Origin of the sequence: Bradyrhizobium quebecense (assembly GCF_013373795.3) — a bacterium.
Taxonomy (GTDB): domain Bacteria; phylum Pseudomonadota; class Alphaproteobacteria; order Rhizobiales; family Xanthobacteraceae; genus Bradyrhizobium; species Bradyrhizobium quebecense.
The window spans coordinates 3,664,310-3,681,017 of the sequence record NZ_CP088022.1 but is presented as its reverse complement, the minus strand read 5'-3'; the positions used below and the strand labels follow the sequence as shown (position 1 = coordinate 3,681,017).

The following is a 16,708-nucleotide window of genomic DNA, read 5'->3' as shown; positions in this document are numbered from 1 at the left end:
TGTCATTCTGACAAACGTTCACTTTCCCTTCGCTTGTCTTGCACGGCGCTTGATGCGTTTCATTTGCGCATCCTGCTTGGCTTCATCATCGTCGTGCAGGTAGTGCGCCATGGCCATTGTCGACGACCACTGACCCTTCTTCATCAGCTGTGTTTCCGTCAGGCCGGATGTGCTTGCTTCGGTCGTGCCGCCGTGGCGACCAAATGAGGTGAAAGTCAGTTCGGGCCGTAAACCTGCGGCCAAGATAACTTTCTTCGTGATGCGCTGGACTTGAGTCAGTATTTCACCCTTACCAAACCAGGGAAGACTGCTGCCATCACGCCGCAGCATCAGACCTCCCGTTGGGCGCAGCTCCTTGACTGCGTCGAGCTCGGCCATCAGCAGCGGATAGAGTGCCCTTCCTTTGGCATTGAAAAGTGGTTCCCAGGATCCGGTGCTGGTCTTGTAGTTGATAACGTAGACGTGATTCGGCCGGCTCGGAGGACGGTAGTGGTCGGTCATGAAGCGGATGAAAATATGAGCCTCGCGCTGAAGCAGCTCCCAACCGATCAGCGCACCGGTGGCAAGCGAAGAATAGCCCATATCGATCGCCTTCGCGCGGAAAGCTGCAAGCTCCGCAAAGGTCGCATGCGGCGTTTCGCGCGAGCTGGATCGCAGGCCCATCTTTTCGAATGGATTGCGGGGTGGAAACAAGGCTGGATGTGCCCGGGAAATGGCGTTCCATCCGCTACGTGCGGTCTTCATCGCGTGATTGACCGTCGTACGGCGTTCGATCTTCTCGCCCTTCACTTCTTTGAAGAGCAGTTTTTCGAAGAGCTGATCGACGAAAGCCGTATCGATACTTGCGGCTCGGCGTGCCCCCAATCGTCGGCCATCTTGCAGGATGTAATCGCAAATCATCTTGATCCCAGTCTCATGAACGCGGCACTGGCCCGGGCTCAAAGGCTGAAGCCGCTTCGCTGTTTTCTGAGACCAGGTTTGGCGGTAGAGGTGAAACATCCAATCCAGCGTGCCGACGACAACGCCAATGCCGATTGGACTTGCGTCCTCGCCGCGGGTGCGCCAACTATCAAAAGCAGGAAGCAAAATTTGTTCTGCGCGTGAGACTGCGCGCTTATAGTCAGTACCTAGGGCTTCGTTCGCGATCGAACATCCACGCTTGCGGGCCCACGTCGGGATATTGAAAAAATATGCGAAGCCGCCGCCTCTGAGACGCTTGCGCAGAGTGTACCGAGGCAACGATAACGCAGATCGCCCTGGTCTTTTCACAGCAGTCTCCTGGACACCTCCGGATCGTCTTCAGGATCGATTGGAATCGATCCTTCTTCTCTAATCAACACAGAAATGCGTCCGTCAGGCCATATCTCGACGCGCGCGACCTTACCGCCGCTGTCGAGGACGCCTCGAACAGCCCGCTTAATATCTGCCTCGGTGAATCTGGTCCGGGACATCCAAGTCGGTGTGTACGGGATCGCTGATCATTAAATCATGACGCTCAGTTATGAGTCTACTGAAACAAGGGAAAGCGTGGAGCACCGTGGCGAAGATAGATGGGGCAGGAGGCCTCTTGCGACAAAAAGATCGAAGCAGAACATAACGATCATTTTCCCTTGATGTCGCCGGGGCGGCGACAAATCGGAAGGCTAGATTTGCTCAAGTTTGACCTAGACTGGTTGTGTTTGTGTAGCTGGAGCTAGCTCAAACTTCCCCATGATGGATAGGACCGAGAGTTCAAGTTTTTCAATCGGTTAAAGGGCGGCGTGTGCACAACGTGTGCACCGGGAGATCAAAAGAAATCTCACCGCATCCCAGTTGAGCGGGCTTATGGCGCATGTGTAGGATCTGCATTTCTCGATGCTCGAAGTGGAATGATCGAAACCGTGGGTTTGACTCAAATCTCTGCGCCATTTGCATGATTTCGCGCGACCGCATTCGCCGTAGTGCTCTGATGGTTGCGCGAGCTGCCAACAAGGAGGAATTGGTACCGTCAAGATAGTCGGCCAATTCAAGCCGTTGTCAGTAAGGCCGGAGCATTTCGAACATGGTTTCGGGCGTCAGCTCGAAATAATCTCCGCGACACCCCGCGCGCGCGATTGGTTGCGCGAATGCGGTATTGCAAATGCCATCCCTAATGAATGCTTTGCCGATATGGACGGCGACGACTTGGCCGAATGTCTGCCAAGCTTCGACTTCTCCCCCTAGGAGTTGGCCGGTCGCCGGACGCGCGGGAGAAATCTCGGCGCGACCTTAGCTCTTTCGCGAACGGCATCACCTTTTTCCGGTGGATAAGGCCGCGACCCTCCATGGTTGCGAGGTGCGTGCATTATTCTACCTTGAGGAGAATCTATATGGCCTCACCAGAAAAGACGCCGTCAGGCCTGCCGACCATGGCTGGCTGGTTTGAGCCTGGATTACTGATCAAACTGCTTTGGCGCGTCGTCGTTTCCGAACTCTTTGGCCAATACGCTGATCGGCGATTGATCGTAGCGGCGCTTGATCCGGTATCTGCCGACGAACTCGTGAAGCGTGCCAAGCAGTTTATGCCCGGCGGCGACAACGCCGAAGTCTGGGATTTTGCACCCAAGGACGGCGCTGTTTGGATTGATTATGTCGCTGATCTCGGTGACGGCTTCGACTCCACTTACGCCATGGCTTGCCTCTTGGCACGTGACGAGCTGACGTTCGGGCAGGAAAAACTGCCGCGTGGTCAGCTCCTGGTCATGGGTGGCGATGAAGTTTATCCCAACGCATCCGCCGAGGCCTACCGCGACCGGCTGCGTACACCCTATGAGTGGGCGTATCCGGACTCGAACCCAAAGCTGCTCAAGGGGCCTCCTGTCTACGTCCTTCCCGGCAATCATGATTGGTATGATGGGCTCGTTCAATTTCTGGCGCTCTTTTGTCGCCGTGAGCATCTGCATCTTGGTGGCTGGCGCTCGCATCAACGGCGCAGCTACTTCGCGCTTCAGCTGACGGAAACCTGGTGGATTTGGGGCATGGACTCCCAGCTCGACGATGACATGGATCAACCCCAGAAGGATTACTTCGTCGCGATCGCCAAAGGTATGCCGGAGAATTCCAACATCATCCTCTGCGGGCCAGAGCCGGGATGGCTCTATACCAACGTTCCTGGCGGCGCCTCGCTCAAGATCATGGACTATCTGGCCTGGATCGCGATCAACCATTGCAAGGGTGTCCGCATCCCGCTCGTGATCTCTGGCGATACCCATCACTACAGCCGCTATGAGGGGGATGACGGGATGACGCAATTCGTCACCTCGGGCGGAGGTGGGGCCTTCCTGCACCCCACCCATCAGCTAGCACCGACCATCGACCTCAATCGTCGCGCCGACGGAATTGTCTGGATGAAGTCCGCCGTTAAAAAGCTAACCTTGGGGGCATTCAAGGATGCGGCAGGAGCGACCAAAGAAGCTTGCTATCCCGATCGAGCCACTAGCCTTGATATGTTACGAGGCAATTTCAAGTTTGCCAGTCTCAACCGGGGCTTCGGCATCGTGCTCGGTGTTGTCTATTTCTTGCTTGGGCTAATCGTGAGGTATCTGCCATGCGATGTCTGGTACATCGCGCCCATAGTCCTGGCAGCCGGCTTCTATGCCTACACGAAGCGGACGGAAGGCGCGTCCGCCAAAGTCGGCTGGGTTTCTGCGACAAACGGCATAGCGCATAGTCTCACCTTGATCGCTTGCGCGTGGGTCTTCAATCATTTCAACGCATTCTTCGTCGATTCATCGTCCTGGCCGCGCTTAACCTTTCTTCTGTTCGGCACCGAAATGATCGGTGCCGGTGGCGTTGTCGCTGCTGAGCTCTTCGGCGCCTACCTGTACGTATCGTCCGCATACCTCGACATGAATCACAACGATGCGTTCAGCTCGATGCGCCGCGACACACATCGTAACTTTATAAGAATGAAGATCGTCGGGGAGGAGCTGACGCTTTATCCGATCGGCTTAACGAAAATTCCGGCGCGCGACGCCTGGGCTAAGAACCCAACCAACGTGGGTCCGATCTATGTGACGAACCCGGACTTGAATCCCGAGCTCATCGAACCCGCGGTAACGATCAAGGCGCAACGCAAGCCAAACCCGCCCATTCCGGCGAATGACCCGACAGCGTGAGGTCATTCCACCTCGTAGCGATTAGCTGATCTCGATAGACGGCTTAAGGGCGGCAGGATCGGGTGTTCGGCCGGGCGGCGAAGCATCGTCGGGCCAGGGCGAGGGGAACGGCCAAGACGAACGGAACGGCGCGGCCGAGGCGGTGCCGTTCCTGCGGCGCTATACCGTCTTTAATGTCGCGCAATGTGAGAACCTGTCGGATCACTGCCTTGGTTCTGCGCTCGCCTTGCCGGAGCGCCAGATCGTACCGCAGGCCGAGGCGCTGGCGAAAGCGACGTTGGCCGATATCCGTACCGGCGGGGCGCACGCCTTCTATCGGCCTTCGGAAGACGCGGTCCACATCCCGCCGCAGCCCGCTTTCTTCGATCAGATCAATTACTACCGGACCCTGTTTCACGAACTGGGGCACTGGACCGGGCATGCAAAAGGCTGAACCGCGACCAGACCGGCTCGTTCGGCTCGAAACTCTACGCCAGCGAGGAACTTGTCGCCGAGATCACGGCCGCCTTTGTTTGCGCCGCGCTGTCGATCCAGCCGACCGTGCGCCACGCCGATTATCTCGGCAACTGGCTGAACGTCCTGCGTTCGGATAATCGCGCCATCTTTCGCGCCGCCAGCAAGGCCTCGAAAGCCGCCGATTTCCTGCTGGCCTTCCGAGCGCCGGTCACAGCGAGCACCGATGACCAAGCGCGGGACGAACTACCGCCATAGCGCCTCCGTCCCCGGCGATCCCCGGACGCAAACGCCACTGGCTTTCAAGAAACCCATTGCCTCCCGAAACCGGGCTCGTCGGTGAGGCTGTTCGCAATCGCTGAGCCTTCACCTCAACATCAACCGAAGGAGATAAGATAATGGACCTGCAACACATTCCCTTGAGCAACCTCAAGGTAGCCGCCGTCAATGTCCGCCATGGACGCAAACCGCCCGATGTCTCCGACATCCTGCCGTCAATCCGCGTCCGCGGCGTTCTGCAGCCGCTTCTGGTGCGACCAAATGAAGAAGGCTTTGAGATCATCGCCGGGCGACGGCGATATTTCGCCGCAAGCAAGGTCGCCGAGGAACAGGGCGCAGCACCTGAAACGGTGCTGCTGCCGTGCGCCGTGACGGCCACGGGCGACGACACCGGCGCGATGGAAGCCTCCCTTATCGAAAACGTCGCCCGCCAGCCAATGGACGAACTCCAGGAATACGAGGCCTTCGCCAAACTGCTCAAGCAAGGCCGCAAGGTGGAGGAGATTGCCGCAACGTTCGGCGTGACCGAGCTTCGGGTCAAGCAGCGTCTTGCGATCGCCTCCCTCCACCCGAAAATCAAGGAAGCCTTCCGCGCAGGCACCATCGAGGGCGAAGACCTGCGCCTCCTCACATCGGCGACGAGGAGCCAGCAGAAGGAGTGGGTCGATGCATTGGCCACGGAGGCCGGTGCGGACGGCGACGGGGAGGGAGCACCACGGGGGTTTCGGCTCAAGCGCTGGCTGTTCGGAGGCGAACAGATCGCAACCAAAGTCGCGTTGTTTCCGCTTGCGAACTACCCCGGCAATATCGTCACCGATCTCTTTGGCGACGTCGGCTACTTCAGCGACCACGATGCCTTCTGGGTACTTCAGAACACAGCGATTGCGCAGTTGCGGGACGACCTGACCGGCAAAGGCTGGCAACAGGTGACGGTCATGGAAAGAGGCAGCAGTTTCCACGACTGGCAGTACGATGAAGTGGCGCTGGAAGACGGCGGCCACGCGTTCATCGAGGTCGGCTCGAACGGCGAGGTGGAGGTCCATGCCGGTTATCGCGACCGGGACGAGCGGGACGCGGACGATAGGGAAGCTCAGGGCGGAAAGGCCACCGACACGCTGGAAAGGTCCACTCTTGCCAAGGCTGAATTGACCAAGGCTGCCGAGAACTATGCATCGCCACGCCATCGTGCGCGCCGAACTGCTGTCGCGGCCCGGCATTGCGCTCCGGCTTGCCGTCGCGCACATCATCGCCGGATCGCCGCTGTGGAGCGTCCGCCCCGAGCCGCAGCGCGCCGACAAGGAAGCCATTGCTGAAAGCGTGGCCGCAGGGCGAGCTCAGGCAGCCTTCGAGGCCGAGCGAACCGCGATCTTCGAATTGCTCGACCTCGAACCGAGCCACTACGGTACGCTGACGCGGGGCAATGCCGATGCCTATCGGGGCGCCGCCGTACTCGCCCGGCTGCTGACCCTGCCGGACGAACAGGTGTTACGGGTACTGACCTTGCTCATGGCCGAAACCCTGTACGCAGGCTCGGAGCTGGTCGAGGCGGCGGGCTTTCTTGTGGCCCCCGACGTGGCGCGTTGGTGGGCAGCCGACGATACCTTCCTCGATCTCGTCCGGGATCGCGGCGCGGTCAATGCCATGCTTGCGGACGTCGCCGGCGCGGAGACCGCCGCCGCCAACGTGTCGGAAACGACAAAGGTGCAGCGAAAGATCATCCGCGACTGCCTGAACGGCGAAGGGCGGGACAGGATCGAGGGTTGGGTGCCGCGCTACATGGCGTTCCCGCCGCATGCTTATGACGCCGCCAAGACCCTTAGCGCGGCCAGCAACTGGGAGGCTGTTAAGGATTTGTTTACCGGCGGCTAAGCCCACCGATTCGGCTGCGGCGGCCTCCGCCGCAGCCTTTTTGCAGGAGTCGGTGAGTCCTGAATCAAACCCTAACAGCCCCGGAAATAAGCCTGAGGGGGAGCCTTCCCGACTCGGATTATGAGTCCGGAGCGATCCACGGATGGAACTCGACGGAGCCGACCCATGCTGAATGCATTCAGCGTCTTTAAGGACGGAAGTGCCATGGTGAAGCATTGCGTTGCGCAACTTTTGGTCGGAGCGGCGACACTAACTGCGACCGTCGTGGTGCTTGCCCGGGTCGTCTCCTCACTGACGATGGGCGCACCGTAGGTGCGACTCCAATATGTGGAAGCCGTCGTTCCCAGACGAGTCCGCCCGAACCGAACGATGTCGCCCGAGCTCACTTTGATTCGATCGATCCACCTTCGGGATGGCGGGGGCATCGGCACTGGAAGCAGTCCCGATGACTGCTCCCGCGAGGGGATGGACGATCGGCGCTGAGACTAAAAAGTAATCCTTAGGAATCGACGAGACCTGTGCGGCATACGCCCCGAAATAAAACCGGCCCCATGTGCATCAGTCCCAGGCTTCTTGAGCCGTGTGCACATGGGGCCGGTCTGATCGTCGGCGCGATACCGCGGCGGCTTTGCTCTTGCGGAAAACCGCGCGCTTACTTCTTCATCTTCTTGGTCTTCTTGGCGACCTTCTTGGTCGCCTTGGCGGTCTTCTTTGCCTTCTTCGCTTTCTTAGCCATGTCTTCCTCTTAGGTTTGGTTGGCTTGACGAATGCGCGGACGCTGCGAACCAGCGCGCGCCATCAAGCTAACACGAAACTAGCAAAAACCATACCACGATGAATTAACGCTCGGCCTTGCGCGTCGCGACGTCGCGATGATGAGCGACGCAGGCGACTCACCGAAGCGCGGGTGATGCGATGTCAGCTATTCGCCGGCGAAGATGATGCTTCACGATTCGTCGATGGCCTCCGGCCACTAAACGGCCGCGCTTGCGTGTGCTCAGTCCGAACTCGGGAGACGCAAACGACAGGCTCACATAGTCCTTGCCGCTGTTTTCCCGGCGCCGGATTCACTTAAGCGCTCGTCGCGAACCACCGGATGACAATGCGGAATCCCGGATGAGTGTCCGCACTCTTGTCGCGGTTGGGCAGATGTCGATGTCGGTGCCGACCCGGTACGACGCGGTCTTGAGCTGAACCTTGTAACCGCCGTTCTCGTTCTTGGTGACGTGTCCGATCGCAGTCACGGTCTGTCCCCATGAGCCTCAAAGGAACGATTCCCTGCTCGTGGGCGTGACGACCTATGGGAACCGCTCCGCCGCCAAAACCCTCGCCATCTCCTTTTTTCCCCGCCGGTCCTGCTAGTCCCGGCTCCTCGCGGCCGCTTCGCTCCAAAAAACTCGTTTGCTCGGGTGCGCCGCTGCGCTTCGCCCCTGACGGGTTCGGTGGCGTTTCGGTTCCCATGACGGTCTCGCCATCGCAGGGGATCGGCCTCTGCGGCATCAAGGAGACAGACCATGACTGCGATCGGATACGTCACCAAGAACGAGAACGGCGGCTACAAGGGACAACTCAAGACCGTGTCGATCCGGGCCGACATCGACATCGTGCCCAACCGCGACAAGAGCGCGGACACTCACCCGGACTTCCGGGTCGTCACCCAGGGCGTCGAGATCGGCGCGGGTTGGATCCGGCGCGGGGAAAACAGCCGCAAGGACTATGTGAGCCTGTCGCTTGCGGCTCCCGAGTTCGGACCACGCAAGCTTTACGCCAACCTCGGCCGTGCCGCCGGCCAGGACGACGACAACGTCTTCGCCGTCATCTGGAATCCGGCGGACTAACGCCAAGCCCGGCCCCCGCGCTCTTCGCACGGGGGCCGTTCTCTCGCCCCAATTACTCCTGACGATCCCGTTCGTCTGATCGCTCGTCTAAATGCCCGGGGGCTTCTCCTGAACCACGACGTTACCGTCACACCGCGCGAGACACCCGTTTCTTGCGGACCGGCCTGCTATGACCCAAGCGACTGGGCCTGGGAATTCCTGCGTCGAAATCCTGACTATTACGCTGACTGGTGCTGCTCCGTGCCCCGGCATCAGCCGCTTATCACCCTGAACGACGGCACGCGATTATTGCGATTGCGACGGCGCTTTCCACGCGCCGAACAATGGGGCCTTTATGCCTTCGCCGATCCTTCGATTGTGGCTCGGCAAGCTCCGGTGTTCTGGCATATGGCCTCGCTGAGGCAGGTCGTCCGGCTCCGGGCCGCGCCCCCAAAACATCGCCAAGGCCTCGCACCGCTCACGCTGTCGCGCTTCAATGCCGACCGGGTTGCGGCGATCGGCGTCGATAACATTCCGCTGGTGTTGATGAAGGGGCGAGGCGCCTTCGTTGCCGTCGAAATCCACGACATCGCGGTCCTGACACAACCCTTTGCGTCGGTGTTTGAGATCAACGGTTTGGCGGATTTGAACGCGCAAACCGAACTGCTCAAGCGCCTGCACCGCTTTACCGAGCAGGCAGCAACGGCCGCCAATAGGCAGGCATTGACGGTCGACGAACGGCTCCACCACGCGCTGATCGCGCTCGATGAGAGTATGGCCGGCAAGACCTACCGGCAGATCGCCATCACGATCTTCGGCGAGAAAAAGGTAGCCGAGGAATGGCAAGGACCGAGCCAGTTCCTGAAAGACCGCACAAGGCGGCTGGTCGCCAAGGGCACCGAATTGATGAAGGGCGGTTACCGCGATCTGCTCGCCTAGCCGCTTGGCCTATAGGTGGCTTGACCAACCTTGCCGGTCTGGGGTGGCGAATCGGCATTCTCTAATCTTCGCCACTCCCGATCGCGCGGCAATCTGACGACGCTTCTTCTCGCCCTCGCATTTTGACGGGGCGCGCGCGAGGGAGAGCCCAAAGATGGCGGACGACGCAAAGAAAGAGCCGGAACCAGCATTTCTGAATACGGTGGAAGCAGCCGCCTGGCTGCGGCTCACCAAGAACACCCTGGAGAAAATGCGGGTGCAGGGCACAGGCCCCCTTTACCGCAAGCATGGACGTTACGTCCGTTATCACATCGAAGACCTCGTCGATTACTCGCAGGCCAACAAGCGGAGGTCGACCTCCGATGCGGATTGATCGTACCCGTCTGCGGCTGCAAATAGCCGTACTGGCCAGCGTTTCGGCGGCCGTCGTTGCGATGTTCATCACCTCTGATATTCGCGCGCCGCTCGTCATCTACAATGCCTCGGGCAGCGCGCCGCTTGGGTTCTATTACCTCGAGAACCGGCTCCCAAAGCGCGGCGAGACTGCGGTAATAATACCTCCGCCATTGATCGAGCTGATGATTGTCGCCCGTGGCATCCTGCCGCCGTCGGTGCCGCTGGTGAAACAGGTCACAGCCATCGGCGGCGATGAGGTTTGCCGCTCGAAGGAGCCGATCAGCACAATTGCGATCAATGGCCAGGTCTTGGCTGAGGTGTTCGACAAGGACCGCGAGGGACGGCCGCTGCCGGCTTGGGAGGGCTGCATCCGGCTGGTCGATGGCGAATTCTTCCTGCTGCAGCCGCATCCATACTCGTTCGATTCAAGGTATTTCGGGCCGGTCATGAGGTGCGATATTCTGGGCGTCGCGCGGCCATTGTGGACCTGGAATCCGGATCAATAGACCGGCGAGAGAGGCAACTGGATGTTCATGCGGGCGACCCTGCTTGCGGGGTATCGCCCGCTCGCGGAACGGTGAGATCGGAATGCAAGCGCGCCGGGTCGTCATAGACGGACGCCAGGTGGCGTGAGCTGAGCCTCTTGATCACCTGAATCGCACAGGTCTTCGCGTAGCCGTCGCGGATCAGAAAATAATCGCAATAAGCGAGCGCGATGACCGCATGCATCAAATCGATGCCGTCGGACCGCTGGGGCTTGCGGCGGGGATTAGCGGTGCGCACGGCCGTCAGCGCATCCTCCACCACAAGCGACGGACATGCGTCGAAAAACGCCTTCTGATGCGCTTCACACCACGCCAGCAGCTCAGCCTGCTGCGCAACCGTGAAGGGCTTCCCGTCGGGATCGAACTTCGGAATCAAGCCTTTGATCCACGCCCTGAAGACCTCGTCCTGTCGCGTCTTGAATGTCTTCCTGTCCACGGCCTGGAGCCGCGTCAGCGCGTCCGGAGCAAGCTCCTTGTGCTTGGACACGCGGTTGAAATCGACGCCGTCAATCCAGCCCCGCGGCGTCAGTCCGATCCGCGTTTGCGTCCCGGAATGATAGAAATCGACGACCGAAAGATGCGGCGTAACCACGCAAAGGTCTCGCGGAGTGACACCGAAACGACCCTCCCAGAGGAAGCGTTCGACCTCCTGCCGCTGCACCGCGACGCGCTCAACGATCCACAACGGGTCATGTTGTTCGAGAAATGCCAGGCGGCGGTCCTGCTGCGTCCGGTCGGTAGCACTGCCGATCTCGACCAAATTCCACAGGGAGAGTGCGAGCCGGACCTGGCCAGTTGCAAGCACGGCATCGATCTGCGGCCACCAATCCTCATTCGAGACGGCGCTGTGATCGAGATAGAGATTGGGCGTTCCGAGCAGCATGAGCGGTATTTTGCAGGAGGGAAGCGGGAGGGCTCTTCAAATCGGGCGTCGAGATACCGGTGCACGGCGATAACGCGATCGTGGCCGAATCCGGAGCCTGGTGCGACGACTTGGAGCGTCGTTGCCACAAGGGAGAGCTCCGATGAAACTCTATGTTGGACTGGACGTCGGCCTTGAAGAAACCAGCGTTTGCATCGTCGATAGCGAGGGTCTCACGGTTCGCGAAGTGAAGGTCAACACCGAGCCAGAGGCGATCCGCTCCGCGTTGGAGGGCTACGCGGATCGCCTCGATAGGGTGGGGGTTGAGGCGTCATCGCTAGGTATCTGGCTGTATCGCGAACTACGGGCAGCCGGCCTTCCAATCATTGTCGTGGAAGCGCGCCATATGCGCGTTTCGCTATCGACGATGCGCAACAAAACTGACCGAAATGATGCGCGCGGCATCGCGCAGATGATGCGGCTGGGCTGGTACCGCGCCGTCCATGTCAAGAATATCGACATGCAAAAAATGCGCACGTTGTTGACTAACCGGAAGCTGCTCAAGCGCAAATTGGTCGACCTCGAGAACCATGTTCGCGGGGCACTGCGGGCCTATGGATTGCTCGTCGGAGCGGTCGCCCGGGGGGCTTACGAAGCTCGGATCCGCGAGCTGATCGAGCACTGCGACCCGGTCTTTGCGATGTCCATCGAGGTTATGCTGGACGTGCGCCGCGCGCTTCTCGAGGGCTACGAACGGCTGCATCGCGTGCTGCTGCAGGCGGTCCAGCATGATCCCGTTTGCCGCCGTCTGATGACGGTTCCGGGCGTCGGTCCGGTCGTCGCCTTGTCCTTCAAAGTTGGCGTTGATGACCCTCATCGCTTTGCCCGATCACGTACGGTGGGCGCCCATTTTGGCCTGACGCCGAAGCGCCACCAATCTGGAACATCGATCGATTTTGAGGGCCATATCAGCAAACAAGGCGATATCTCCGTGCGAGAGGCGCTCTGTGAGGCGGCTGCCAGCCTGCTGCTCCGGGTCAGAAAATGGTCGGCACTGCGGGCATGGGGCCTGCGGATCGCCAGGCGGTCGAGCATGCTGTGCGCGATTGCCGCGGTGGCGCGGAAACTCGCATGCATTCTGCATCGGATGTGGGTCAGTGAGACCGATTTCCACGTCGGATTCGGTGCCAAGATCATGCAACGGCTGCGCTTAAAGCCTGCGCAATAGCCTCCGCGCCGGCGAGCCAGCAAGGCGCTGGGGACACGCCCCAGCATTGTTGAGGAGGAACGAAACTAGAGATCCGCGCGCGCGGTGAGCGTCCCCTGGCGGGGCCGCGAAACGGGGAATGTCCGCTATCTCTTGCCTGCTGCCGCCCTTCGGGGACGAGAGCGCAAAACTGCTTGGACAACCCTGTTTACGAACCTGGTGAAGAGCATGCGACGGCCGAAGTGCTGAACGCGAAGGAACGCATGGACCCCGCCTGGTGAATGCCACTGCAACGCGGTGTGGTGACGTTTGTGCGTCGTAGATGGAGGGAAGCAGCGATGCTTATTCTGCGAGGAGTCGAAGAAAAGCGTAGGAATGAGTTGACTTTGAACGCCCGATTAGGAAGGCCGCCCGTAATCGGTCTGCACCCGGATTTGCGGCCGCAGCGCAAGTGGCCTGCGCGATGAATGACGGGCACAGTGCGCCGCCTCAGCAACGCGGGAGGCGTGCGATGGAATACTTCTGTGGTCTGGATGTCGGCATGGACGAGACGGCCGTGTGCGTGGTGGACGACAAGGGCACGGTGATGCTGGAGACGGCGGTGGTGACCGATCCCGACGCGATCAAGGCGGCGCTTGCGGCGTATCTCGGCCGCTTGCGGCGGCTCGGCCACGAGGCGGGCTCACTGTCGCCCTGGCTGCATGCGGAGCTGCTGAAGCTCGGCCTGCCGGCGGTCTGCCTGGAGACGCTGCATGTGCGCGCGGCGCTGAAGGCGCAGCGCAACAAGACCGACAAGGCGGACGCGCTCGGCATCGCCCACATCATGCGCACCGGCTGGTTCCGGCGCGCGCATATCAAGAGTGAGGCCTGCTACCGGCTGCGGCTGCTGCTGACCCACCGGCGCAATTTGAAGCGCAAGTTCCTGGATCTGGAGAACGCGATCCGGCACTCGCTGAAGGTGTTCGGCATTCGCCTCAACCGGGTCGGGCGCGGCGGCTTTGCGCAAGCCGTGCGCGAGGCCTGCGCGGGCGATGCGCTGGTCAGCGAGCTGATCGACGCCATGCTGACCGCGCGCGCGGCGCTGTGGAAGCAGTATTGCCGGCTGCACGACCTGGTGGTCAGACTGGTCGCCGGCCATGCGCTGTGCCGGCGCTTCATGCAGATTCCCGGCGTCGGCCCGATTGCGGCGCTGAGCTTCATGACCGCGGTCGACGATCCCTCGCGCTTCAGGCGCTCGCGCGACGTCGCGGCGTATTTTGGCCTGACCTCGCGGCGCTGGCAGTCCGGCTCCTCGATCGACGTGCAGGGCCGGATCAGCAAGGCGGGCGACGGCGACGTGCGGCGGGCGCTCTATGAGGCGGCCAGTGCGCTGCTGACCCGCTACAAGCGCAAGGACAAGGTCAAGACCTGGGGCATGGCGATCGCAAAACGCACGAGCCATCGCAAGGCGACCGTTGCAGTGGCACGCAAGCTTGCCGTGATCATGCATGCGATGTGGGTCGACGGCACATTTTATTGCGGCGATCCGGACGCCGCGCAGGCGGACGTCAGCGCACGTGCCGCCGCCAAGGACCGCAAGCTGCTCGGAGCCCATGCATGACCAGAGGCGAGCCGATGGCCGATCAATGACCCGAGCAGCGTAGCCAATTTGAACACGGAGCTCCGCCACAAGCGGAAGAGGCCTGGTGCAGATCAACGACGACGGAACGCACGCTATCTTGCCTGTGGCCACGCACGTGACGTGCAAGTTGGACCACGCCGGAGTGCCTGTGATGTGGCTCCGTCATGCCGATGGAAAATTGCGCCGCGACGGCATCCACGCTGCCTTGCTGCAGCGATTTTGCGCCGTCGCTGAGCGCGGAAGAGTGCACGGCGCACCCGGACTCGCGGTTGTGGTGGCGCAGCGCGTTCAAGCGTGGCGCAGAGGGCCTTGTCGTAAAAGAGAAAGGAAGCGAGAATGGGTAAGAGCGGAGAGACGAGAGACGACACGACCGATTAAGAGGGCAAGATAAAAGCACTGGCGCTATGGAGCGCCTAAGCCGTTGTCTGCACATCCAAGAGTTGGCGCTCGCTGAATCCTCTCCGTCACCATATTCGGCCCAACGCAATGGCGAGCTTGAGCAATTGCGTCTGCGTCTTGGCGAGCGCTCGTTGGCTTCACATATCGGCGGCTCGTTCAAACGCCGGATGCGGGCCATGCGAGAGATCGACGACGAATTCGAAGTGAAACTTGGACGGATCGGCAACCGCAGAGCCAGGAAAGCGACCAGCTATCTTCGACGCGTCCGCCAGGAGGCGGCCAAAGCTGGCGCCGGTGTTCGGACGGCCTCGTCGTTCAGCGGCGGTCGCATCGGGCGCGGCCGCGCGCAAGGTGCGGTGCTGGTCGGGCGCGGGCGGAATCCGGGCCAGCGCCGCGTCGTGATCAAGGCCCGGATCGTGCGGATTAAGTCAGGCGACCTAGGTGCCGTACGAGCTCACCTGCGATACGTCCAGCGCGACGGTGTCACACGCGAGGCCGAGCCGGGGGAGCTCTACGACGCCAGCAATGACCGCGCCGATGGCAAGAGCTTTGCGGAACGCAGCACCGGCGATCGCCACCAGTTCCGGTTTATCGTGGCGCCTGAGGACAGCTCGGAGCTGGCGGACATGAAACCCTTCGTCCGCGACCTCATGCGGCAGATGGAGCAGGATCTCGACACCAGGCTCGACTGGGTCGCTGCTGATCATTTCAACACCGGCCATCCCCATACCCACGTCGTCCTGCGCGGCAAGGATGGCGAAGGAAACGATCTCGTCATCGCGCGCGACTATATCGCTCATGGTCTTCGCTCGCGGGCAGCGGAGCTCATCACGCGAGAGCTCGGCCCGGAAACGGAATTCGAGGTCGCACGTAAGCTTCAGCAGGAGATCACGGCCGAGCGGTTAACGCGGCTCGATCGGAGTATCCTGCGAGATGCTGCCGAAGGAGCTCTTGAGTTGGGTGCTCTGTCTGGACGGGAGCCCGCCTGGCAAACGGCGCGGATCGGACGGCTGCGAGCCTTGGCGCGCATGGGGTTGGCGGAAGAGGCTGAACCGGGGCGTTGGCGGATCGACCCTGAGCTCGAGCCCAAGCTGAGACGCATGGGGGAGCGCGGCGACATCATCAAGACCATGCATCGCGAGATGGCCGCGGCAGGAGTTTCGCGAGCCGCCGGCGACTACGCGATCTTCGATCCGGAGCGACACGGTCAGCATCTGGTCGGGCGGGTCGTCGGCGAAGGGTTTGCAGATGAACTGACAGAGCGCCGCTATGTGGTGATCGACGGGGTCGACGGGCGGACGCACTATGCGGAGCTTGGTATCCTTCGTGCCAACGAAGAGCCGCCTGTCCGGAACACGATTCTGGAGCTCCGGTCGCGCGTCGCTGAGCCGCGCGCAATCGATCGGACGATCGCAGAGATCGCCGCCCGCCATGGCGGCATTTACAGCGACCGCCTGCACCGGGAATTCGCCCCGCAAGCATCAGGCGAATTTGTCAGAACCCACGTCCGTCGTCTGGAGGCGATGCGGCGCGAGGGGATGGTAAGCCGTCTTGCCGATGGCGGTTGGAGCGTGGGGCGGGATTATCTGGACCGGGCGCTTCGATACGAACAACTCCAGCAATCGCGCGCTCCGGTCCGGATCGCGGTGCTGTCGTGGCAAAGGCTCGAGGATCTGCCGCAGGCGCTGGGCGCAACTTGGCTGGATCGCAAGCTCGTTGGCAAGGAGCCCAATGAACTCGCATCGACCGGCTTTGGCGCGGCGGTCGAGACCGCCTTGCGAGCCAGACGGCAATGGCTGATCGAGCAGGGGTTGGCGCGGGAGGAAGGCGGTCAGATGCGCTTCGCGCGGAACATGCTCGAGACGCTCAAGACGCGCGAACTGACGCGGACCGCCGCGGAGATATCCGCGCGCACTGGCCTTGAGCATGTCGATGCTAAAACCGGCGACAAGATCGAGGGCGTCTACCGGCGCATGCTGACGCTGAACAGCGGACGGTTCGCCGTGATCGAGCGATCCCACGAGTTCGTGCTGGTGCCCTGGCGTCCGGTGCTGGAGCGGGTCCGCGGGCAATTGGTCACCGGCCAGATCGGCGGGGAGGGTATTTCCTGGTCAATCGGCATGAAGCGCGGATTGGGCCTTTAAAACGTATAAGCTACTGATAAATATAGAGGTTATACTATTTG

Annotated in this window: 12 protein-coding genes and 2 pseudogenes; 12 read left to right on the top strand and 2 right to left on the bottom strand. The window is 61.1% G+C overall.

From position 1 onward, the window contains the following. Positions 1-18 precede the first annotated feature (18 nt). Positions 19-1,269: a site-specific integrase gene (locus HU230_RS17825; protein WP_176530531.1), complete on the bottom strand. Its 1,251-nt coding sequence runs from the start codon at positions 1,267-1,269 to the stop codon at positions 19-21. A 1,079-nt stretch (positions 1,270-2,348) separates the two neighbouring features. On the opposite strand from HU230_RS17825, the gene HU230_RS17815 reads away from it, so the two are divergent. From HU230_RS17815 to HU230_RS17780, 9 genes and pseudogenes are all read left to right on the top strand, one after another. After that, positions 2,349-4,136, top strand: coding sequence for a metallophosphoesterase (locus tag HU230_RS17815; RefSeq protein ID WP_176530532.1), 1,788 nt, complete (start codon positions 2,349-2,351; stop codon positions 4,134-4,136). A 136-nt stretch (positions 4,137-4,272) separates the two neighbouring features. Further along, positions 4,273-4,847 (top strand): annotated as a pseudogene (locus tag HU230_RS17810) (ArdC family protein); the annotation flags it as partial. Positions 4,848-4,987: 140 nt separating this feature from the next. Then, positions 4,988-6,181, top strand: coding sequence for a ParB/RepB/Spo0J family partition protein (locus HU230_RS17805; protein ID WP_176530533.1), 1,194 nt, complete (start codon positions 4,988-4,990; stop codon positions 6,179-6,181). 721 nt (positions 6,182-6,902) lie between these two features. Then, positions 6,903-7,049, top strand: coding sequence for a hypothetical protein (locus HU230_RS17800; RefSeq protein WP_176530534.1), 147 nt, complete (start codon positions 6,903-6,905; stop codon positions 7,047-7,049). A gap of 1,202 nt (positions 7,050-8,251) precedes the next feature. Then, the gene (locus HU230_RS17795; RefSeq protein WP_176530535.1) at positions 8,252-8,575 is read left to right on the top strand and encodes a DUF736 domain-containing protein; all 324 of its coding nucleotides are present in this window, start codon (positions 8,252-8,254) and stop codon (positions 8,573-8,575) included. Between the two features lie 51 nt (positions 8,576-8,626). Then, positions 8,627-8,779, top strand: a pseudogene (locus HU230_RS44085) (hypothetical protein); the annotation flags it as partial. Between the two features lie 36 nt (positions 8,780-8,815). Beyond that, on the top strand, positions 8,816-9,493 hold the full coding sequence (locus HU230_RS17790; protein ID WP_176530536.1) for a DUF2285 domain-containing protein: 678 nt from the start codon (positions 8,816-8,818) through the stop codon (positions 9,491-9,493). A 154-nt stretch (positions 9,494-9,647) separates the two neighbouring features. Beyond that, complete coding sequence (locus tag HU230_RS17785) at positions 9,648-9,866, top strand: helix-turn-helix domain-containing protein (RefSeq protein ID WP_176530537.1); 219 nt, start codon at positions 9,648-9,650, stop codon at positions 9,864-9,866. Continuing rightward, entirely contained in the window at positions 9,856-10,395 is a 540-nt protein-coding gene (locus HU230_RS17780; protein ID WP_176530538.1) for a S26 family signal peptidase, read from the top strand. Before HU230_RS17785 ends, HU230_RS17780 begins: the two co-directional genes overlap by 11 nt. A gap of 25 nt (positions 10,396-10,420) precedes the next feature. On the opposite strand, the gene HU230_RS17775 is transcribed toward HU230_RS17780, so the two are convergent. Then, positions 10,421-11,317, bottom strand: a complete 897-nt coding sequence (locus tag HU230_RS17775) for a hypothetical protein (protein WP_176530539.1) — start codon at positions 11,315-11,317, stop codon at positions 10,421-10,423. A 142-nt stretch (positions 11,318-11,459) separates the two neighbouring features. On the opposite strand from HU230_RS17775, the gene HU230_RS17770 reads away from it, so the two are divergent. The 3 genes from HU230_RS17770 (at position 11,460) to rlxS (ending at position 16,667) form a co-directional block, all read left to right on the top strand. Continuing rightward, a complete protein-coding gene (locus HU230_RS17770; RefSeq protein ID WP_176530540.1) occupies positions 11,460-12,524 on the top strand; it encodes an IS110 family RNA-guided transposase in 1,065 nt (354 codons plus the stop codon). Positions 12,525-13,014: 490 nt separating this feature from the next. Further along, the gene (locus tag HU230_RS17765) at positions 13,015-14,103 is read left to right on the top strand and encodes an IS110 family RNA-guided transposase (protein WP_176530541.1); all 1,089 of its coding nucleotides are present in this window, start codon (positions 13,015-13,017) and stop codon (positions 14,101-14,103) included. Between the two features lie 461 nt (positions 14,104-14,564). After that, the gene (gene rlxS / locus HU230_RS17760) at positions 14,565-16,667 is read left to right on the top strand and encodes a relaxase/mobilization nuclease RlxS (RefSeq protein ID WP_234633877.1); all 2,103 of its coding nucleotides are present in this window, start codon (positions 14,565-14,567) and stop codon (positions 16,665-16,667) included. Positions 16,668-16,708 lie beyond the last annotated feature (41 nt).